The sequence below is a fragment of the Pseudomonas sp. CP4 genome (assembly GCF_047758505.1).
Taxonomy (GTDB): domain Bacteria; phylum Pseudomonadota; class Gammaproteobacteria; order Pseudomonadales; family Pseudomonadaceae; genus Aquipseudomonas; species Aquipseudomonas fluorescens_AO.
Window position 1 is genome coordinate 4,222,978 of sequence record NZ_CP180489.1, and the last position, 18,479, is coordinate 4,241,456.

18 protein-coding genes and 4 tRNA genes are annotated in these 18,479 nt (G+C 60.7%); 11 read left to right on the forward strand and 11 right to left on the reverse strand.

The window, feature by feature from the left end:
* Positions 1-15 precede the first annotated feature (15 nt).
* Together ACMYUN_RS18960 and thiO are read left to right on the forward strand one after the other, a co-directional pair.
* Complete coding sequence (locus tag ACMYUN_RS18960) at positions 16-417, forward strand: type IV pilin protein (RefSeq protein WP_415761394.1); 402 nt, start codon at positions 16-18, stop codon at positions 415-417.
* A 57-nt stretch (positions 418-474) separates the two neighbouring features.
* Positions 475-1,575 (forward strand): glycine oxidase ThiO, encoded by a 1,101-nt coding sequence (thiO, locus tag ACMYUN_RS18965; protein WP_415761395.1) that lies wholly within the window; start codon positions 475-477, stop codon positions 1,573-1,575.
* A gap of 92 nt (positions 1,576-1,667) precedes the next feature.
* On the opposite strand, the gene ACMYUN_RS18970 is transcribed toward thiO, so the two are convergent.
* The 4 genes from ACMYUN_RS18970 to ACMYUN_RS18985 all read right to left on the reverse strand — a co-directional run bounded on the left by ACMYUN_RS18970 (position 1,668) and on the right by ACMYUN_RS18985 (position 5,957).
* A complete protein-coding gene (locus ACMYUN_RS18970; protein WP_415761396.1) occupies positions 1,668-3,014 on the reverse strand; it encodes a sigma-54-dependent transcriptional regulator in 1,347 nt (448 codons plus the stop codon).
* Complete coding sequence (locus ACMYUN_RS18975; RefSeq protein ID WP_415761397.1) at positions 3,011-4,612, reverse strand: sensor histidine kinase; 1,602 nt, start codon at positions 4,610-4,612, stop codon at positions 3,011-3,013. The genes ACMYUN_RS18970 and ACMYUN_RS18975 overlap by 4 nt, the downstream gene beginning before the upstream one ends.
* Entirely contained in the window at positions 4,581-4,814 is a 234-nt protein-coding gene (locus ACMYUN_RS18980; protein WP_039761661.1) for a PP0621 family protein, read from the reverse strand. The genes ACMYUN_RS18975 and ACMYUN_RS18980 overlap by 32 nt, the downstream gene beginning before the upstream one ends.
* Before the next feature lie 126 nt (positions 4,815-4,940).
* The gene (locus ACMYUN_RS18985) at positions 4,941-5,957 is read right to left on the reverse strand and encodes an outer membrane protein assembly factor BamD (protein ID WP_016773139.1); all 1,017 of its coding nucleotides are present in this window, start codon (positions 5,955-5,957) and stop codon (positions 4,941-4,943) included.
* Positions 5,958-6,108: 151 nt separating this feature from the next.
* Here ACMYUN_RS18985 and rluD point away from each other — a divergent pair, with 151 nt between their 5' ends.
* From rluD to ACMYUN_RS19025, 8 genes are all read left to right on the forward strand, one after another.
* Positions 6,109-7,071 (forward strand): 23S rRNA pseudouridine(1911/1915/1917) synthase RluD, encoded by a 963-nt coding sequence (gene rluD, locus ACMYUN_RS18990; RefSeq protein ID WP_016773140.1) that lies wholly within the window; start codon positions 6,109-6,111, stop codon positions 7,069-7,071.
* A complete protein-coding gene (pgeF, locus tag ACMYUN_RS18995) occupies positions 7,068-7,790 on the forward strand; it encodes a peptidoglycan editing factor PgeF (RefSeq protein WP_415761399.1) in 723 nt (240 codons plus the stop codon). The genes rluD and pgeF overlap by 4 nt, the downstream gene beginning before the upstream one ends.
* Before the next feature lie 130 nt (positions 7,791-7,920).
* A complete protein-coding gene (gene clpB / locus ACMYUN_RS19000; RefSeq protein WP_016773142.1) occupies positions 7,921-10,485 on the forward strand; it encodes an ATP-dependent chaperone ClpB in 2,565 nt (854 codons plus the stop codon).
* Positions 10,486-10,782: 297 nt separating this feature from the next.
* Positions 10,783-10,858 (forward strand) — tRNA-Asn (locus tag ACMYUN_RS19005).
* A gap of 9 nt (positions 10,859-10,867) precedes the next feature.
* A tRNA-Pro gene (locus tag ACMYUN_RS19010) sits at positions 10,868-10,944 on the forward strand.
* A 5-nt stretch (positions 10,945-10,949) separates the two neighbouring features.
* Positions 10,950-11,025: transfer RNA gene (locus ACMYUN_RS19015), tRNA-Lys, on the forward strand.
* Between the two features lie 97 nt (positions 11,026-11,122).
* Positions 11,123-11,199 (forward strand) — tRNA-Pro (locus tag ACMYUN_RS19020).
* 162 nt (positions 11,200-11,361) lie between these two features.
* Entirely contained in the window at positions 11,362-12,987 is a 1,626-nt protein-coding gene (locus ACMYUN_RS19025; RefSeq protein WP_039761656.1) for a methyl-accepting chemotaxis protein, read from the forward strand.
* 208 nt (positions 12,988-13,195) lie between these two features.
* On the opposite strand, the gene ACMYUN_RS19030 is transcribed toward ACMYUN_RS19025, so the two are convergent.
* The 4 genes from ACMYUN_RS19030 to ACMYUN_RS19045 form a co-directional block, all read right to left on the reverse strand.
* Complete coding sequence (locus tag ACMYUN_RS19030; RefSeq protein ID WP_016773144.1) at positions 13,196-14,494, reverse strand: NAD(P)/FAD-dependent oxidoreductase; 1,299 nt, start codon at positions 14,492-14,494, stop codon at positions 13,196-13,198.
* A 63-nt stretch (positions 14,495-14,557) separates the two neighbouring features.
* Positions 14,558-14,731, reverse strand: a complete 174-nt coding sequence (locus tag ACMYUN_RS19035) for a DUF3094 domain-containing protein (RefSeq protein ID WP_007909875.1) — start codon at positions 14,729-14,731, stop codon at positions 14,558-14,560.
* Between the two features lie 50 nt (positions 14,732-14,781).
* Positions 14,782-15,309, reverse strand: a complete 528-nt coding sequence (locus tag ACMYUN_RS19040; RefSeq protein WP_415761401.1) for an MOSC domain-containing protein — start codon at positions 15,307-15,309, stop codon at positions 14,782-14,784.
* Positions 15,306-15,932: a DUF1780 domain-containing protein gene (locus ACMYUN_RS19045; RefSeq protein WP_007909887.1), complete on the reverse strand. Its 627-nt coding sequence runs from the start codon at positions 15,930-15,932 to the stop codon at positions 15,306-15,308. The genes ACMYUN_RS19040 and ACMYUN_RS19045 overlap by 4 nt, the downstream gene beginning before the upstream one ends.
* A 117-nt stretch (positions 15,933-16,049) precedes the next feature.
* On the opposite strand from ACMYUN_RS19045, the gene ACMYUN_RS19050 reads away from it, so the two are divergent.
* A complete protein-coding gene (locus tag ACMYUN_RS19050; RefSeq protein WP_039761646.1) occupies positions 16,050-16,739 on the forward strand; it encodes an energy-coupling factor ABC transporter permease in 690 nt (229 codons plus the stop codon).
* Positions 16,740-16,788: 49 nt separating this feature from the next.
* Here ACMYUN_RS19050 and yacG read toward each other — a convergent pair whose 3' ends face one another.
* The 3 genes from yacG to ACMYUN_RS19065 are packed head-to-tail and all read right to left on the reverse strand — an operon-like array spanning position 16,789 to position 18,478.
* On the reverse strand, positions 16,789-16,989 hold the full coding sequence (yacG, locus tag ACMYUN_RS19055) for a DNA gyrase inhibitor YacG (RefSeq protein ID WP_016773149.1): 201 nt from the start codon (positions 16,987-16,989) through the stop codon (positions 16,789-16,791).
* Positions 16,986-17,609, reverse strand: a complete 624-nt coding sequence (gene coaE, locus ACMYUN_RS19060) for a dephospho-CoA kinase (protein WP_415761402.1) — start codon at positions 17,607-17,609, stop codon at positions 16,986-16,988. The genes yacG and coaE overlap by 4 nt, the downstream gene beginning before the upstream one ends.
* Positions 17,606-18,478, reverse strand: a complete 873-nt coding sequence (locus ACMYUN_RS19065) for a prepilin peptidase (protein WP_415761403.1) — start codon at positions 18,476-18,478, stop codon at positions 17,606-17,608. Before ACMYUN_RS19065 ends, coaE begins: the two co-directional genes overlap by 4 nt.
* Position 18,479 lies beyond the last annotated feature (1 nt).

An 18,479-nucleotide genomic window follows, 5' to 3' on the forward strand; every position in this document is an offset into this window, starting at 1 on the left:
GCGAGAATTTGAGGCATGCGCAGATCCAGCCGAGGTTTTACCCTGATCGAGATCATGATCGTCATCGCGATTATCGGGATCATCCTCACCATCAGCATCCCCAGCTACAACGAATACGTGAAGAAGGGCCGTCGCGCCGAAGTGGTCTCGCTACTCTCGGAGCAGGCGCAGACTCTTGAACGCTTCTACACCCGCAACAATGTCTACACCGGCGTCACCGGACTGAGCGCGGGCAATGATTTCTACACCATCACCCCAACGCTGACCGACCAGACCTTTGTGCTGACGGCGATTCGTAAAACCGGTACGGCCATGGCCACCGACAAGTGCGGGGATTTCACCCTGACCAACACTGGGATGCGAAGCATGAACAACGCGACCACCGGAGTGACCGCCAAGGATTGCTGGGGCCGCTGACGCATTCTTTTTCGGGCGCCTTTTGCGCCCACTGTCTTTTTTACGGTTGGATCAAACATGACCAGGCAACAGCAAGTGGTGATTGTCGGTGGCGGAGTGATTGGCCTGCTCACCGCCTACAATCTCGCCTCCGAAGTGCGCAGCGTGGTGCTGCTGGATCGCTCGAATGTCGGCCAGGAGTCGTCCTGGGCTGGTGGCGGTATCGTTTCGCCGTTATACCCGTGGCGCTACAGCCCGGCGGTCACCGCACTGGCGCATTGGTCGCAGGATTTTTATCCACAGCTCGGCGAGCGTTTGTTTGCCGATACTGGCATCGATCCTGAAGTGCACACCACCGGCCTGTACTGGCTGGACCTGGACGATGAAGCCGACGCACTGGCCTGGGCCGAGCGGGAAAACCGGCCGCTGCGGGCTGTGGATATCTCGGCGGCGCATGACGCGGTGCCGGTGCTCGGCAGCGGTTTCAGCCGGGCGATCTACATGGCCGATGTCGCCAATGTGCGCAATCCACGGCTGGTCAAATCGCTGAAAGCCGCGTTGCTGGCGCTGCCCAATGTCGCGATTCATGAGCAATGCGAAGTTGGAGGCTTCGTCCGCGAGGGCGAGCGCGTGGTCGGCGTGCAGACTCCGACGGGCGTGATCAACGGCGACGATATTGTGCTGACGGCGGGAGCGTGGAGCGGTGATCTACTGAAGACGCTGAACCTGACGCTGCCGGTCGAGCCGGTCAAAGGCCAGATGATTCTCTACAAGTGCGCGGCTGAATTCCTGCCGAGCATGGTGCTGGCCAAGGGGCGTTATGCGATCCCGCGTCGCGACGGTCACATTCTGATCGGCAGCACGCTGGAGCATGAAGGCTACGACAAGGCCCCAACCGATGCAGCGCTGGAAAGCCTCAAGGCCTCCGCGATCGAATTGTTGCCGGCGCTGGCGGATGCCGAAGTGGTCGGGCACTGGGCCGGGCTGCGGCCGGGGTCGCCGGAAGGCATTCCGTTTATTGGCCGGGTGCCGGGGTTCGAGGGGTTGTGGCTGAACTGCGGGCATTACCGCAACGGGCTGGTGCTGGCGCCGGCGTCGTGTCAGTTGTTTGCTGACGTGATGCTGGGGCGGTCGCCGATTATTGATCCGGCGCCGTACGCGCCTGAGGGCCGGATTTAGTCAGAGGCTGGTAGACCGTCTTTGCGAGCAGGCTCGCTCTCACAGGAATACTCATTCCAAATGTGGGAGCGAGCCTGCTCGCGAAGGGGCCTTTAATCCAGGCCCAACTTCTTCAGCCGATAGCGCATCGACCGAAACGACAGACTCAACCGCTGCGCCGCCGCTGTGCGGTTCCAGCGGGTTTCCTCCAGCGCCTGCAAAATCAGTTTGCGCTCGACGCTCTCCAGATAATCCTCGAGATTGTCGATCTGCGTCAGATCGGCCAATGCGCCATCCGCCGAGCAATTGCCTTCGCTCAAGCGCAGATCCTGCGCTTCGATCGTGCGGTTTTCACACAAGGTGTGCGCGCGCTCGAGGACGTTCTCCAGTTCGCGCACGTTGCCGGGAAAGCGATAGTTCTTCAGCGCCTCCAGCGCCTGCGGATGCAGGCGCGCTTCGGGTTGTTCGGTGTCTTTGGCCAAGCGCTTGAGCACGTGCATGGCAAGCGCCTCGATGTCGTCGCGGCGTTCGCGCAGGGACGGCACGCGCAGTTCGATGACGTTGAGCCGGTAATACAGATCCTGGCGGAAGCGTTCGGCCGAAACTTCTGCTTCAAGGTCTTTGTGCGTGGCACAAAGGATACGCACGTCGACCACCGTTTCCTGCTGGCCGCCGACGCTGCGCACGGCTTTCTCCTGAATCGCCCGCAGCAGCTTGACCTGCATCGACAGTGGCAGGTCGGCGACCTCATCGAGAAACAACGTGCCGCCGTGTGCCGCTTGAAACAGCCCGGGCTTGTCTTCGACGGCTCCAGTGAAACTGCCTTTGCGGTGGCCGAAAAATTCGCTTTCCATCAGCTCTGATGGAATCGCCCCGCAGTTCACCGGCACAAACGGCTGGCTGGCGCGCGGACCTTGTTCGTGGATCAGACGGGCGACCAGTTCTTTGCCGCTGCCGGATTCACCGCTGATGTACACCGGTGCCTGGCTGCGCGCGAGTTTGTCGATCTGCTTGCGCAGGTTGGTCATCGGCTGCGAGTCGCCCAGCAGCCTTCGCTCGATCGCGGTGCTGAGCCCGCTCGCTGTCGGCATGCGCAGCGCCGAACTGACCAATTCACGCAATCGCGGCAGCTCCACCGGTTTGGTGAGGAAGTCGAACGCGCCGGCTTTCAGCGCATTGATTGCGGTTTCGAGGCTGCCATACGCGGTGATCATCGCCACCGGCAGGTGCGGATCGCGCTGCTGGATGTGCTGCACCAGTTCCAGCCCGGTGCCGTCGGGCAGGCGCATGTCGGTAAGGCACAGATCAAAGTGCTCGCGCTGCAACAGCGCCCGCGCCTCGCCCATATTGCGTGCGCTGAAGGTCTCGAGTTTCATCCGTCCCAGGGTGATTTCCAGGAGCTCGCGGATATCCGGTTCGTCGTCGACGATAAGAATTTTTTGCCGTGGGCTTGTATTCAACTTTGTTTCCGTCCGTGAGCAAAGGTGATGCGAAAGCAGCCGCCGCCTTGGCGTGATTTGAAGTCTAGGCGTGCCTGGTTGCTTTCGCACAGCTCACGGGACAGATAAAGGCCAAGACCGGTGCCTTGGCTGCTGGTGGTGAAGAACGGTTCAAAGAGGTGCGCCTGTTCATCGGCCGACACGCCGGGGCCGTTGTCCTGGACTTCGAGGACTGACAACTGGCTGTCGGGGTCGACGAACAGTGCCAGCCAGACGTCGGCCTGCTCGTGCAGTTGGGCACTGTGACGCCAGGCGTTGCGTATCAGATTGTCGAGAATCTGCCGCAGCTGGTTGGGGTCCATCAGCGTGGTGAAATCGCCGGAATTGATCCGCAGATGAATGTGCTGGCGCTCGTTGGCTTGCTCGCGGGTTTCGCCGACGAAGTTTTCCAGCCACGACTTGAGGTCCAGGCGTTGCGGTGCGCTTTGCTGGCGCCGGGACAGTTGCAGGACGTTTTCGATGACTCGGTTCATGCGCTGGGAGTGGTCTTGAATAATCTGCGTCAGACGCCGATCGGCGCTATCGAGTTCCTCGGACTCGGCCAGCAACTGCGCGGCGTGACTGATGGCGCCCAGCGGATTGCGAATTTCATGGGAGATGCCGGCGGTCAAACGCCCGAGCGCAGCGAGCTTGAGTTGCTGCGCCTGTTGGGTGATTTGCGCCAGGTCTTCGAGAAACACCAACGTCTGCTGGTTCGGACTCTGCTCAAGGGCGATGAAGCTGGGTTGCAGCTCAAGCCCATTGCCGGGGATTTTCAGGCTCTGCGGGCGCAAGGTCGGGTTGTTGCGCCACAGCTGCAGGCGATCGACTAGCGCGGGCGAATACTCGTCGATCAGATGTCCTTGCAGGTGGCTATGGGCGAGCAGGCTTTGTGCACTGTGATTGGCCAGTTGCACTCGGCGTTGTTCATCGAGCACCAGAATACCGGTGCGCATGCGTTGCAGGATCAACGCGTTGAGCGCCTCCAGGCTGACCACTTCGCTGGCGCGCCGTTCGGCCAGGGTCTCACTGACTTCCAGTCGGCGGATCAGCCCCTGCACCAGCAACGAGGCGGCAAAGCACAGTGCGCCGAGGGTGCCGGCTTGCAGGTAGGCGTTGGCGCTGAGGGGCTGGCTGAGACCCAGCAGAAAGCTCAGGCCGACAATGCCGATCGCCGCGATCGCGGCAATCAACAGGCCGATGCGCCTTCGCAGCAGCGTGTTGCTGATCGCCACCGAGACGACCAGCAAGTTGCCCAGCGCACTGGCCACGCCGCCGGCCGCGTAGAACAGGCCGCACAACAGCAGCACATCGACCAACGCCAAAGTGAACAGTTGCGCCGGGCGCCGTGTGTTTTCGAGGAACACCACCAGCAGCATGTTGATGATCAGGTACAGCCAGCTGCCGCCGCGCAGCAATTCGTCGTTGGCCGACGTCAGCAGGCGATTGTCCATGTTGCTGGAGATCAGCAGCACCAGGGTGATGCCAACACTCAAACGGTACAGATGATAAAGGCGCAGCAGACGCTGAGCCTGTTTTTGGTCGGTCTCAGCGACCACTGGCGCCCGGGCCTTGCTCAAGATGAGCCTGGCTGCAATACCACTGCTGTTGGTTGCCCAGCGCGCGGTCGCGTGGCAAATGCACGCCGCAGTGGGCGCAGCGCACCATCGGCGGCGCGTCCTGTTCGCGCGGCGAGCGGGTGGACGAGGCGGGGGCCTTGAATTTGCGCCAGAGCCAGATGGCGGCGAAGATCAGGGCAATCCAGAACAATAAACGAAGCATGATGAGCGGCTTTTCGACTGATGATCCGGCAGTTTAGCCAAGGACCCGATCAGCGCACAGCCAATTAAAGCGCGGCAATAAAAAAGGGAGATCCGCAGATCTCCCTTTTTCGTACCGCCGGTGTGATCAGTCGAACACGCCGAAGGTCATGTAGCTGAACCACGAGCGGTCGGTGTCGCTGGACTCCGGCTCTGGCTCTTCGATCACGTCGCCGTTTTCGTCCTTAGGCTTGAGCTCGTTCGGGATCGCATCTTTCGCGTCCTGGAACTGCTTCTGCACGTCCTGGTTGGCGCGGGTTTCGCCCGGCGGCAGCGGTGGACGCGATTCGATCAGGCCCAGAGTCGCCTTGCTCAGGAACGAACGGTTGTCGGCCTCGGCCACGCGTGGCACGAACTGGCCGTCCTGTAGGCTCGGGTGATCCGGGTAGTTGAGCTTGAGGGTTTCCAGGCTGGTGGCCGCCAGATCGTCGAGATGCAGACGCTGGTAAGCCTCGGTCATCACCGCCAGGCCGTCGCCGACCGATGGGGTTTCCTGAAAGTTCTCGACCACGTACTTGCCACGGTTGGCAGCGGCTACGTAAGCCTGACGGGTCAGGTAGTAGTCAGCGACGTGGATTTCGTAGGCCGCCAGCAGGTTGCGCAGGTAGATCATGCGCTGCTTGGCGTCCGGCGCGTAGCGGCTGTTCGGGTAGCGGCTGGTCAGCTGCGCGAACTCGTTGTACGAGTCACGGGCGGCGCCCGGGTCACGCTTGGTCATGTCCAGCGGCAGGAAGCGCGCCAGCAGGCCGACGTCCTGGTCGAACGAGGTCAGACCCTTGAGGTAGTACGCGTAATCCACGTTCGGATGCTGCGGATGCAAACGAATGAAACGCTCGGCGGCAGACTTGGCAGCTTCCGGCTCGGCGTTCTTGTAGTTGGCGTAGATCAACTCCAGCTGAGCCTGATCGGCGTAGCGACCGAACGGATAACGCGACTCCAGAGCCTTCAGCTTGGCTGTGGCGCTGGTGTAGCTGTTGTTGTCCAGATCAGTCTGAGCCTGCTGATACAGCTCGGCTTCGCTGAGGTTTTCGTCTACGACTTCCTTCGATGAGCAAGCAGCGGTCAATGCGAGGATGGCGATCAGCAGCAGGTGTTTCACTTGCATGGCGGCTTGCGTCCCTATGACGGCCGCTGTCTTGGGCGGGGCCGTCCTGTTATGATGAGCGCCCCGTTGAAAAGCCTCGGGGCAAAAGACGCCGTATTTAACCACAAGCGCGCAGCCGAAACCAAAGGCTGTGCCGACGCCCAGTCCGAGCATGTCCGATAAAATAGAACTTCGCGCAGAGGTGCCGTCCGAATTGGGCGGCCAACGCCTCGATCAAGTCGCCGCCCAACTCTTCGCTGAGCACTCACGCTCGCGCCTTTCCGCCTGGATCAAAGAAGGCCGCCTGACTGTGGACGGGGCGGTGATCCGTCCGCGCGACATTGTGCATGGCGGTGCCGTCCTTGAGCTGACTGCCGAGCAGGAAGCCCAGGGCGAGTGGATCGCCCAGGACATCGAGCTCGACATCGTCTATGAAGACGACGACATCCTGGTGATCAACAAGCCTGCGGGCCTGGTGGTGCACCCGGCTGCCGGTCACGCCGATGGCACTCTGCTCAACGCTTTGTTGCACCATGTGCCGGACATCATCAATGTCCCGCGCGCCGGTATCGTGCATCGTCTGGACAAGGACACCACTGGTTTGATGGTGGTGGCCAAGACCATTCAGGCGCAGACCAAACTGGTCGCGCAGTTGCAGAGCCGCAGCGTTAGCCGCATCTATGAGTGCATCGTGATCGGCGTGGTCACCGCCGGTGGCAAGATCAACGCACCGATCGGTCGTCACGGTCAGCAACGCCAGCGCATGGCGGTGATGGAAGGCGGCAAGCCTGCCGTCAGCCACTACCGCGTGCTCGAACGCTTCCGTTCGCACACCCACGTGCGGGTGAAATTGGAAACCGGTCGGACCCACCAGATCCGCGTGCACATGGCGCACATCAACTTCCCGTTGGTCGGCGATCCGGCGTATGGCGGGCGTTTCCGCATTCCGCCAGCGGCCAATCCGACCATGGTCGAGTCGCTCAAGCACTTCCCGCGTCAGGCCCTGCACGCGCGCTTCCTCGAACTCGATCACCCGACGAGCGGTGAGCGCATGAGCTGGGAATCGCCGCTGCCGGAAGATTTCGTCTGGCTGCTGACCCTGCTCAAGCAGGATCGCGAGGCCTTCGTCGGATGAACTGGCTGACGCCGGACTGGCCTGCGCCGGCCAGCGTCAGGGCCTGCGTCACCACACGTGAGGGTGGTGTCAGCGAGGCGCCGTTCGATAGCCTGAATCTGGGCGATCACGTCGATGATCGTCCGCAGGACGTCGCCGAGAACCGTCGACGCTTGACCGAATACTTCTCCATACAGCCTGCCTGGTTGCAGCAAGTGCACGGGGTCACCGTTGCGCATGCTGATCCGGGCGTCGTTGCGACTGCAGATGCCAGTTGGACCGCAACGCCGGGCATCGCCTGCGCGGCGATGACGGCGGATTGCTTGCCGGCGTTGTTCTGCAATCGTGCGGGCACCCGTGTAGCGGCGGCCCATGCCGGTTGGCGTGGTCTGGCGGCGGGTGTGCTTGAAGCCACGCTCGACAGCCTCAATGCTGCACCTGCAGACGTGCTGGTCTGGCTCGGTCCGGCGATTGGCCCGCAAGCCTTTGAAGTCGGCGCGGAAGTGCGCGAAGTCTTCGTCAAGCAGTTGCCGGAAGCGGCGACTGCCTTCGTGCCGAGCAGCAATGCCGGCAAGTTCATGGCTGACATCTATCAGCTGGCGCGCCTGCGTCTGGCTGAAAGCGGTGTTACCGCTGTTTATGGTGGCGGTTTTTGCACCGTGACCGATCCGCGCTTCTTCTCCTATCGCCGTGCGTCGCGCACTGGGCGCTTCGCCTCTCTCGTTTGGATCACCCGCTAGACTTGCCTGACCTGTATCAACTCTCCGACGCTTGAATCTTGCAGAATCGACCGCATCTATAGCGGTATCTGGCAGGTTTCTTTATTCAGGATGGTTTTTAGGTCCGGCCTGCTCAAAAGGAAGGTGACCCATGCGTATAGACCGTTTAACCAGCAAATTACAGTTGGCCCTGTCCGACGCCCAGTCGTTGGCGGTTGGCCACGATCATCCGGCCATCGAGCCGGCGCACTTGATGCAGGCCATGCTTGAACAGCAGGGCGGCTCGATCAAGCCGCTGCTGATGCAAGTAGGCTTCGACGTCAACAGCTTGCGTAAAGAGCTGACCAAAGAGCTCGATCAACTACCGAAAATCCAGAACCCGACCGGCGACGTCAACATGTCGCAGGATCTGGCGCGCCTGCTCAATCAGGCCGACCGTCTGGCTCAGCAGAAGGGTGACCAGTTCATCTCCAGCGAACTGGTGCTGCTAGCCGCGATGGACGAGAACAGCAAGCTCGGCAAGCTGCTGCTCGGCCAGGGCGTGAGCAAAAAAGCCCTGGAAAATGCGATCAACAACCTGCGTGGCGGCGAAGCGGTAAATGACGCCAACCACGAAGAGTCGCGGCAGGCGCTGGACAAGTACACCGTCGATCTGACCAAGCGCGCCGAAGACGGCAAGCTTGATCCGGTAATCGGCCGTGACGACGAAATCCGTCGCACCATTCAGGTTCTGCAGCGTCGCACCAAAAACAACCCGGTGCTGATCGGTGAGCCTGGCGTGGGTAAAACCGCGATCGCCGAAGGGCTGGCGCAGCGCATCATCAACGGCGAAGTGCCGGACGGCCTTAAAGGCAAGCGCCTGCTGTCGCTGGACATGGGTGCGTTGATTGCCGGCGCCAAGTATCGCGGCGAGTTCGAAGAGCGCCTGAAAGGCTTGCTCAACGAACTGTCGAAGCAGGAAGGGCAGATCATTCTGTTCATCGACGAACTGCACACCATGGTCGGCGCCGGTAAAGGCGAAGGCTCGATGGACGCCGGCAACATGCTCAAGCCAGCGCTGGCTCGCGGCGAGTTGCACTGCGTCGGCGCGACCACGCTCAACGAGTACCGCCAATATATTGAGAAGGATGCGGCGCTCGAGCGGCGTTTCCAGAAAGTCCTGGTGGACGAGCCGAGCGAGGAAGATACCATCGCAATCCTGCGGGGCCTTAAAGAGCGTTACGAGGTTCACCACAAGGTGGCGATCACCGACGGCGCGATCATTGCCGCGGCGAAACTCAGCCATCGCTACATCACGGATCGGCAGTTGCCGGACAAGGCCATCGACTTGATCGACGAGGCCGCCAGCCGTATCCGCATGGAAATCGACTCCAAGCCGGAAGTTCTCGATCGTCTGGAGCGGCGCCTGATTCAGTTGAAGGTGGAATCCCAGGCGCTGAAGAAAGAAAGCGACGACGCGGCGAAGAAACGCCTGGAAAAACTCCAGGAAGAAATCGAGCGTCACGAGCGTGAGTATTCCGATCTGGAAGAAATCTGGAACTCGGAAAAAGCCGAGGTGCAGGGTTCTGCGCAGATTCAGCAGAAGATCGAGCAATCGCGTCAGGAGTTGGAAGCCGCACGCCGCAAAGGCGACCTGAATCGCATGGCCGAGTTGCAGTACGGGGTGATCCCGGATCTGGAGCGCAGCCTGCAGATGGTCGACCAGCACGGCAAGAGCGAAAACCAGTTATTGCGCAGCAAGGTGACCGAGGAAGAGATTGCCGAAGTCGTGTCGAAGTGGACCGGTATCCCGGTGTCGAAAATGCTTGAAGGCGAGCGCGACAAGCTGATGAAGATGGAAAGCCTGTTGCACAAGCGGGTGATCGGTCAGGAAGAAGCGGTCGTGGCCGTGGCCAACGCCGTGCGGCGTTCTCGCGCCGGGTTGTCCGACCCGAATCGTCCGAGCGGCTCGTTCATGTTCCTCGGCCCGACCGGTGTCGGTAAAACCGAGCTGTGCAAGGCCTTGGCCGAGTTCCTCTTCGATACCGAAGAGGCGATGGTACGGATCGACATGTCCGAGTTCATGGAGAAACATTCCGTGGCTCGTCTGATCGGCGCGCCACCAGGCTACGTCGGTTATGAAGAGGGCGGTTATCTGACCGAAGCGGTGCGTCGCAAGCCGTACTCCGTGATCCTCATGGACGAAGTCGAGAAGGCGCACCCGGATGTGTTCAACATCCTGCTGCAAGTGCTTGAGGATGGCCGGCTGACCGACAGTCACGGGCGTACGGTGGACTTCCGCAACACGGTGATCGTGATGACGTCCAACCTGGGATCGATGCAGATCCAGGAACTGGTCGGTGATCGTGAAGCGCAGCGCGCTGCGGTGATGGACGCGCTGACGTCGCACTTCCGTCCGGAGTTCATCAACCGGGTCGACGAGGTGGTGATCTTCGAGCCGCTGGCGCGGGATCAGATCGCCGGGATTACCGAGATCCAGTTGGGTCGTCTGCGCAGTCGTCTGGCCGAGCGCGAGCTGAAGCTGGAGCTGAGCCCGGAAGCGATGGACAAGCTGATCGCGGTCGGTTACGACCCGGTGTATGGCGCACGTCCTCTGAAACGGGCGATCCAGCGCTGGATCGAAAACCCGCTGGCGCAGTTGATCCTGTCGGGTCATTTCATGCCTGGCGACACCGCCACCGGCAAGGTCGAGAACGACGAAATCGTTTTCGGCTAAGCCTTGGCGGCAATGAAACCGGGAAGGCCTCGCAATGCGAGGCCTTTTTTTCGCCAGGCTGTTGAACTCAAAGGAAAAGGCTTGTAAAGTGCGCCCCGCAGTCAGTCACCGGCAGCGTTTCAATCCACTGGGTTGGAATCTGAAATAAGTTGCAAATCATTAACTTGAAAGCAATTTAGGGGGTTGACAGAGGTGTTCTAGGTTGTAGAATAGCGCGCCTCAGACACACGAACGCAGCGATGCGAACGGGTGGCGAGATGCAACAAAGCTTCACCGTTTTAAATTGAAATATGTAGTTCCGTGATAGCTCAGTCGGTAGAGCAAATGACTGTTAATCATTGGGTCCCAGGTTCGAGTCCTGGTCACGGAGCCAATTTCAAACCGGGGTATAGCGCAGTCCGGTAGCGCGCCTGCTTTGGGAGCAGGATGTCAGGAGTTCGAATCCCCTTACCCCGACCATATTTGGGTCGTTAGCTCAGTTGGTAGAGCAGTTGGCTTTTAACCAATTGGTCGTAGGTTCGAATCCCACACGACCCACCATTTTTGAAACCAGTTTGCGCTGGGATCGAATCTTAAGATCAGAGGCCAAAAGCGCTGATCGAAGAAGGCGATCTTTGAAAGGTCGCCTTTTTTTTACCGGGGTATAGCGCAGTCCGGTAGCGCGCCTGCTTTGGGAGCAGGATGTCAGGAGTTCGAATCCCCTTACCCCGACCATATTGAAAATCCTCGTATCGAAAGATACGGGGATTTTTTTTGCCTGCCGAAAGCGGAATCGCTTCAAGTCGTCATACAACCTGCCGATAGCCCGCTAACACGAGGGGACTGCCAACGCTTCGCCCCTTGAACCTGGCCATTACAAGAATAAGGGCGTTCGTCATGTTGCTTCGTCAGTTGAATATTGCTCCCCGGGCTGCCCTGGGATTTGCCCTGATCGCGGTGTTGGTGGCCTTGCTCGGCGTGTTTGCGCTAGGGCAGATGTCGAGCATCCGCGACAGTGAGGTGGCGGTGGAGAACCGCTGGTTGCCGAGCATCCGTGGCGGCGACGAGATCCGTGAACTGATGCTGCGCATCCGCACTATCTCCCTGCGCATGGCGCTCGATCAGGATCCGGCCAACATCGCCACCTATCGCGGCCAGATGGACACCCGCGACAAGGAGTTGAGCGAGAAGATCGCCGCCTACGACAAACTGGTCGACACTGCCGAAGGCCAGCAGCTGTACGACCAGTTCAAGAAAACCTTCGCTGCGTACCGCACTGGCATTGCCCAGTCATTCACCCTCGCCGAGCAGGGCAAGCGTGACGAGCTGACCAAATTGCTGTTGGTCGATATGAAGACTGTGGTCGACGGCTCCGGCAAGCAACTCAACGATCTCGCCGATCTGTTCGCCCGCCAGGTCGCTGCCGAAAGCGAGAAGTCCGCCGCGCATTATGAAACCTCGCGCACCATCGTTACTCTTTTCATTGCCTTGGCAGCGCTGGCTACGGTGGCGCTGGCGATGTTGCTCACGCGCAGTATCGTGCGCCCCCTGAGCAGCGCTGTGGAGGCCGCTGAAAGTGTCGCCAAGGGCGATCTGACCCGACCGATCGAAACCCATGGCAATGACGAAGTCAGCCGCTTGCTCAAGGCCTTGGCGACGATGCAACAGAACCTGCGCGAGACCCTGCAAGGTATCAGCGGCTCAGCCACACAACTGGCCACTGCCGCTGACGAACTGAGCGCCGTCACCGTCGACAGCACCCAAGGCCTGCAAGAGCAGAACAACGAAATCGAGCAAGCCGCCACTGCGGTCAACCAGATGACCGCTGCGGTGGAGGAGGTCGCGCGCAACGCGGTGTCGACCTCCGATGCCACGCGCCAGTCCAGTCAGTCGGCGCAATTGGGCCAGGAGCGCGTCAGCGAAACCGCCAGCGCGATCAATGCGCTGGCCAGCGATGTGCAGAACACCGGTGAACTGGTGCAGTCGCTGGCCAATCAGTCGCAGGACATCGGCAAGGTTCTGGACGTGATTCGCGCCATCGCCGAGCAGACCAATCTGCTGGCGCTCAATGCTGCCATTGAAGCGGCACGTGCGGGTGAAAGCGGTCGCGGTTTTGCGGTAGTGGCCGATGAGGTACGCGCGCTGGCGTATCGCACCCAGCAATCGACGCAGGAAATCGAGCAGATGGTGCAAGGCATGCGCAGCGGTTCGAGCCAGGCGCTGGAGTCAATGCAGGCCAGCGCATCTCGTGCGGCGAGCACTTTGGTTCTGGCCGAGCGGGCGGGTGAGGCGCTGGTGACGATTACGGCGTCGGTGCACGAGATTCACGAGCGCAACCTGGTGATCGCCAGCGCTGCCGAGGAGCAGGCGCAGGTGGCGCGGGAAGTGGATCGCAATCTGGTGAACATTCGCGACCTGTCGGTGCGTTCCGCTGCCGGGGCCGATCAGACCAGCGCGTCGAGCCATGAATTGTCGCAGCTGGCCAATGCCCTGCAGGGCATGGTGCGACGCTTCCAGCTGTGATCGACAGCCAATAAAAAGCCCCGCGCGATGCGGGGCTTGGAATAAAGATCAAAGGTGGGAGCGAGCCTGCTCGCGAATGCGCCGGATCTTCGAGCAGCACGAAAACCTGTGGGAGCCGGGCTTGCCCGCGATAGCGGTGGGTCAGGCAACAGAAATATCAACTGACCCGGCGCCATCGCTGGCAAGCCAGCTCCCACAGATGTTGGCCTTAGTGCAGTTTCAGACGCGGTTCGGTGCCGCGGCCAATCTTGCTGCCCAACATCAGCATCGCCGTGCGAAACGGCCCGTACAGCGCCATCTGGTGCATGCGGTACAGCGACACATAGAACATCCGCGCCAGCCAGCCTTCGAGCATCACGCTGCCGGTCAGGTTACCCATCAAGTTACCCACAGCCGAAAAACGCGACAGCGAGATCAGCGAGCCGTAGTCGGTGTACTTGTACTCCGGCAGGGTCTTGCCTTCGATGCGCAGTTTCAGCGACTTGGCCAGCAACGAGGCTTGTTGATGCGCCGCTTGTGCCCGTGGCGGCACGTTGCGATCAGTGCCCGGTTGCGGACAGGCCGCGCAGTCACCGAAGGCAAAGATGTTTTCGTCGCGCGTGGTTTGCAGAGTCGGCAGCACTTGCAGCTGATTGATGCGGTTGGTCTCCAGACCGTCAATGTCCTTGAGGAAACCCGGTGCGCGGATGCCGGCAGCCCAGACTTTCAGGCTGGCCTTGATCTCGTTGCCATCGGCGGTGATCAGGCTGTCGGCAGTCACTTCGCTGACTGCTGCGTTGGTCATCACATTGACCCCGAGCTTCTCCAGGGTCTTGTGCACCGGCCCGCTGATGCGCTCCGGCAGGGCAGGCAGTACCCGTGGGCCGGCTTCGATCAGCGTGATGTGCATGTTTTCCGGTTTGATCCGGTCCAGGCCATAAGCCGCCAGTTCATGCGCCGCGTTGTGCAATTCTGCCGCCAACTCAACGCCTGTAGCGCCAGCGCCGACGATGGCCACGCTGATCTGCTCGACCACATCGGTCTGACCGGCGTGGGCGCGCAGATAATGATTGAGCAATTGCTGATGGAAGCGCTCGGCCTGTTTGCGCGTATCAAGGAACAGGCAATGCTGCGCCGCGCCCTGGGTGCCGAAATCGTTGGTGGTGCTGCCGACGCTGATCACCAGCGAGTCATAAGCCACTTCACGCGCCGGCACCAGCTCGACGCCGTTTTCGTCGTATGTTGCGGCCAACTGGATTTTCTTCTGCGCGCGATCAAGTCCGCTCATGCGCCCGAGCTGGAACTCGAAGTGGTTCCATTTCGCCTGGGCAACATAGTTGAGTTCGTCTTCAGAAGAGTTCAGGGAGCCGGCGGCCACTTCGTGCAGCAGCGGTTTCCAGATGTGGGTCAGGTTCGCGTCGACCAGCATCACGCTGGCCGTGCCGCGCTTGCCCAGGGTCTTACCCAGACGGGTAGCCAACTCCAGACCGCCGGCGCCGCCGCCGACAATGACAATACGATGGGACATAGGGATAACTCGCAAGGTTTTTAAAGGAAATCTTTGTCGTCACCCAAGCGAGCGCGATGCAGCTCATAGCGTCAGGTAACTGATAAATCGGCTCAACAGGCCCAGACCAATGGTCACTGCCAGCACCAGCACCAGGAGCATCCACGGCCGGAAAGGCCGGCGCTCGACACGGTGTTGGGACAGTTGCAGGTACTCTTCGACATGCTTTTGGTCTTCGGGGTTCAGGCGGCTGGTCATATTTGCCTCGTCAGGTAGACGTTACTGAATGAGCACAGGCTACAGCGGTTTCAGCCCGGGTTGAAGGCAGCGTAGCCGCTGTCCGGAACCGGTTCGACGCACACGCTATCGTCGAGGCGAATGATGCCGCTTTGTAACACCCGGGCGGTGATCCCGCCATGCCCGCGCACGGCCTGGAAAGTGCCCGGGCCAAGATTGTTCTGCAAGCGTGCGCAGGGCTGACACCAGCCAGTGGTTTCGAGTATCGCTTGCCCGATGCGAAAGCGCCGCCCCTTCAGGCTAAACAAATTGATTCCGCTTATAACGAGATTGCGCCGCAGATCTTCAGGCCGGATCGGCTGGTCATCGGGACGGCCCATCAATGCGTTGATTACCGCCAGGTGCTCCCACTGAATCAGCGTCACCTGTCGCGCATTGCGAATGCCCGGGCGGGCGTGGTCGCCGGTGAGCCCGGCTTCCAGCCGCGCCTCGACCGCGTCGAGCTCAAGCATCGGCCCACGGGATTCTGGACGCACGCCGATCCAGCGCACACGACCGGTTTGCGGAACCTCGGCGATCAGTTGCTGCAGCGGCGTCACAAGCTGATGCCCACGTCGAACACAATGCTGCGGCCGAGGTTGCTGCGCAGAAAGTCCGGTGCGTCGGGATGGGCGAACAGCACGCGGGCGAACGTCGGGCCGACCAGCGACAGCGAGCGCCAGCCCTGACGCAGATATTCGGTCGGTGGCGGGAAATGACTGTTGAGATCCAGCACTTCGCGCTTGAGGCTGGCGAAGGCGATGATGTCCAGCTCACCCAGATCCATGCCGCGTTCCTTGTAGTTGTGCGCCTTCTTGCGCAGGGTCGGCGCCAGACGCAGGAGAAATTCGTTGGCCGGGATGCGTTTGGGCTTGGCTTCGCGGCGCACCAGTTGGCTCAGGGAAAACGCGCTGCGCCGACGCTGCAATTCGTCGCGCCACTCGTCATTGAGACGGCGGCCTTCGTCGAGGACGAAAAAAACTTCGAAATTGGCATCGCGGAACAACACATCCGGCGGTTCACCCGCAGGGGCGAACTCATCGGCGCGGTAGGGGATGTTCAAACCTTGCAGCAGGCGCTGGCAGACCCAACGCTCACGCTCCCATTTGCGGGCATTGGACAGGAACGCATTGGCTTGCTCGGCCGCGATGGTCAGCAGGCGTAAATAATCTGAGTCATCCATAAGCCCAAGCTTAGCGTCCAAATGCGACAAGCAGAAAGCTTTGCATCGGCTGGTGCACATACATCGGCGGTGTAGACTGCGACAAAGCGGTAAGCCCATGGAGAAGGTGAGCGAATCATGATCGGTGCCGAACTGCTGTCCTCGGCAAGCCTGACGCTCGGCTGGCTGATTTATCTGCCGGTGCTGCTCTGGGCGATCATGCGTGCGCCATGGGTCGAGCTGTTCAGCGACAGTCGCCGGCAGCACTTGCTGTTCGGCACGGTGTTCGCGCTGTTTCTGCTGTGGCTGGTGCGCAGGGATTTCGATACCGGCGTGTCCTATCACTTCATCGGCATGACGGCGGTCACGTTGCTGCTCGATTGGCCGCTGGCGGTCGTCGGCGGGCTGGTTGCGCAGATTGGCCTGGTGCTTTTGGGGCGTCAGGATCTGGCTGCGGTGGGCGTCAATGGCGCGTTGCTGATTCTGCTGCCAGTGCTGATCACCGAGTGCGTGGCGATTCTGGTCGAGCGTGCGCAGCCACGAAATCCGTTCGTTTATATTTTCTGTTCCGGTTTCTTCGCCGCTGCGTTGTCCGGCCTGTTGTGCCTGATCCTCAGCCTGACGCTGCTGTGGTACGACGGCCTCTTCGCCATGCCGGAATGGCTGGAAGATTTCGTCGGCTACCTGTGGTTGCTGTTGTTTCCAGAGGCCTTTATCAACGGCATGGTTGTCAGTGCGTTGGTGGTGTTTTGCCCGGAATGGCTGGAGACCTTCAACCGCACCCGTTACCTTTCGGCGCCGTGGAAGGACGACGATCCGAAGTCTTGATCCACTCCGAACCGCCATCCTCGCGGGCATTACGCAACCTGATCAGCGATCAATGACGCGGATCGAAATCGCCGGAAAACAATTCGTCTTCGGCATCCGGTGCGACCGGAATCTTGTGCTCCTCCGACGCCCAGGCGCCGAGGTCGATCAGTTTGCAGCGGTCGGAGCAGAACGGACGGAATTTGTTTGCCGGGGTGAATTCGACAGGGGCGCCGCAGGTCGGGCATTCAACGGTTGGAATCTGGCTCATGCTTGGCCTCCGGATAAAGTCAGATAAAAGTGATGCAGACGCTCGGCCTCGCTGTGCAGCCAGGCGAGGTCGCGGTCATTGACGATAACGTCGTCGGCACGGCTCACGCGGTCTTCACGGCTCGATTGCGCCTTGAGGATCGCCTGCACCTGCGCTTCGCTGGTCTGGTCACGCTGCAAGGTGCGTTCGATCTGCAGTTGTTGCGGCGCATCGATGACCAGAATGCGCTGAGTCATCGCGTATTGCCCGGACTCGATCAGCAGCGGTGAAACCAGAATCGCGTAAGGCGATTTTGCCTGCGCCAGGTGATGAGCGATTTCCTCGCCGATCAACGGATGCAACAGCGCTTCGAGCCAACGTCGCTGTTCCGGGTCTTCAAAAATCAGTTTGCGCAGGGCGGCACGGTTCAGCGTGCCATCGGCCTGCAACACGCCAGAACCGAAGTGCTCGGCGATTTTCGCCAGCGCCGGACGCCCCGGTTCGACTACCCAGCGCGCCGCATGATCGGCATCCACCACATGCACACCGAGATCGATGAAGTGCTGCGCCGCTGCACTCTTGCCGCTGCCGATGCCGCCGGTCAGGCCGAGGATCCAGGGTTTTTCCACAGGGGTATTCATTTCAAACCGACAGACTGCCAATAGAAGTCGGTTATTTGACCACCCCAGAGCAAGGCAATCCAGCCGGCAATCGCCAGAAAGGGTCCGAAGGGGATCGGCGTCGAGGTTGCCTGGGCGCGCAGACGCAGCATGACGACGCCCAAAATCGCCCCAACCAACGATGACAACAAAATCGTCAACGGCAGAATCTGCCAGCCACCCCACGCGCCGAGCAAGGCCAGCAGCTTGAAATCACCATGACCGATGCCGTCCTTGCCGGTGAGCAGTTTGAACAGCCAGAACACCGACCACAGCGCCAGATAACCCGCGACCGCGCCCCACAAAGCATCGGGCAACGCCACGAACACGCCGAAGCTGTTGACGATCAGCCCCAGCCACAGCAGCGGCAGCACCAGTACATCGGGCAGCAGTTGATGTTCGCAGTCGATCAGACTCATCGCCAGCAAGCCCCACGTCAGCAAAATCAGCAAGCCCGCCGGCCAGCCGAAGCCTAGATGCCAGGCGATGAATGCCGAGAGCAGGCCGCAGGCCAGTTCGGTCAGCGGGTAACGTTTGCTGATCGGCGCCGCACAGGCCGAGCAGCGCCCGCGCAGGTACAGATAACTGAGCAGCGGAATGTTTTCCCACGGGCGGATCCGATGTCCGCAATGCGGGCACGCGGAGTGCGGCAGCATCAGGTTGTAGGTCGGCACGGGCGTTTCAGTGGGCAGGCCGAGCACATCATGGGCCTGCTGGCGCCAGTCGCGCTCGAGCATTTTCGGCAAGCGCCAGACCACAACATTGAGGAAGCTGCCGACCACCAGCCCGAGCAGCAGCGCGCTGACCACAAAGGCCAGCGGATACACGGCAAACAGTTCGTCGATAGGCATG

Coding starts and splice junctions, on each gene's coding strand:
- ACMYUN_RS18960 (WP_415761394.1), top strand. CDS start 16: ATGCGCAGATCCAGCCGAGGTTTTACCCTGATCGAGATCATGATCGTC.
- thiO (WP_415761395.1), top strand. CDS start 475: ATGACCAGGCAACAGCAAGTGGTGATTGTCGGTGGCGGAGTGATTGGC.
- ACMYUN_RS18980 (WP_039761661.1), bottom strand. CDS start 4,814: ATGCTTCGTTTATTGTTCTGGATTGCCCTGATCTTCGCCGCCATCTGG.
- ACMYUN_RS18985 (WP_016773139.1), bottom strand. CDS start 5,957: ATGCAAGTGAAACACCTGCTGCTGATCGCCATCCTCGCATTGACCGCT.
- rluD (WP_016773140.1), top strand. CDS start 6,109: ATGTCCGATAAAATAGAACTTCGCGCAGAGGTGCCGTCCGAATTGGGC.
- pgeF (WP_415761399.1), top strand. CDS start 7,068: ATGAACTGGCTGACGCCGGACTGGCCTGCGCCGGCCAGCGTCAGGGCC.
- clpB (WP_016773142.1), top strand. CDS start 7,921: ATGCGTATAGACCGTTTAACCAGCAAATTACAGTTGGCCCTGTCCGAC.
- ACMYUN_RS19025 (WP_039761656.1), top strand. CDS start 11,362: ATGTTGCTTCGTCAGTTGAATATTGCTCCCCGGGCTGCCCTGGGATTT.
- ACMYUN_RS19030 (WP_016773144.1), bottom strand. CDS start 14,494: ATGTCCCATCGTATTGTCATTGTCGGCGGCGGCGCCGGCGGTCTGGAG.
- ACMYUN_RS19035 (WP_007909875.1), bottom strand. CDS start 14,731: ATGACCAGCCGCCTGAACCCCGAAGACCAAAAGCATGTCGAAGAGTAC.
- ACMYUN_RS19045 (WP_007909887.1), bottom strand. CDS start 15,932: ATGGATGACTCAGATTATTTACGCCTGCTGACCATCGCGGCCGAGCAA.
- ACMYUN_RS19050 (WP_039761646.1), top strand. CDS start 16,050: ATGATCGGTGCCGAACTGCTGTCCTCGGCAAGCCTGACGCTCGGCTGG.
- yacG (WP_016773149.1), bottom strand. CDS start 16,989: ATGAGCCAGATTCCAACCGTTGAATGCCCGACCTGCGGCGCCCCTGTC.
- coaE (WP_415761402.1), bottom strand. CDS start 17,609: ATGAATACCCCTGTGGAAAAACCCTGGATCCTCGGCCTGACCGGCGGC.
- ACMYUN_RS19065 (WP_415761403.1), bottom strand. CDS start 18,478: ATGCCTATCGACGAACTGTTTGCCGTGTATCCGCTGGCCTTTGTGGTC.